This is a genomic window from Pseudoalteromonas sp. GW168-MNA-CIBAN-0100 (genome assembly GCF_040309225.1).
Classification (GTDB): Bacteria; Pseudomonadota; Gammaproteobacteria; order Enterobacterales; family Alteromonadaceae; genus Pseudoalteromonas; species Pseudoalteromonas arctica.
The window spans coordinates 1-229 of record NZ_JBEOOL010001204.1 but is presented as its reverse complement, the minus strand read 5'-3'; the positions used below and the strand labels follow the sequence as shown (position 1 = coordinate 229).

The window sequence follows — 229 nt, the reverse complement described above, 5'->3', positions numbered from 1 at the left end:
AACTTAGGCTATCACTTAAATGCCTCAGCACTGCCTGAAATTATTTCGTTGTTGTGGCACCGCTTAACAAATTCACCTGCGCTCACTACCTTGCTAGCTGGCAGTATTGTATTACTTATTTTAGGTTTTCAGCTTACGGTTAGTAACTTTACTTGGCACCATTTAGGGCGTTTGAAGCAATTTAAATTTGCCCGTTATGCCGGTTCTTTTTTAGTGATTTGTTTTGCAT

1 protein-coding gene is annotated in these 229 nt (G+C 39.3%); it reads left to right on the top strand.

Features of this window, described 5'->3' with window-relative positions; genetic code table 11:
- On the top strand, nucleotides 1–229 hold a 229-nt coding region (locus AAEY62_RS25225; protein ID WP_350637251.1), incomplete at both ends, for a DUF3413 domain-containing protein.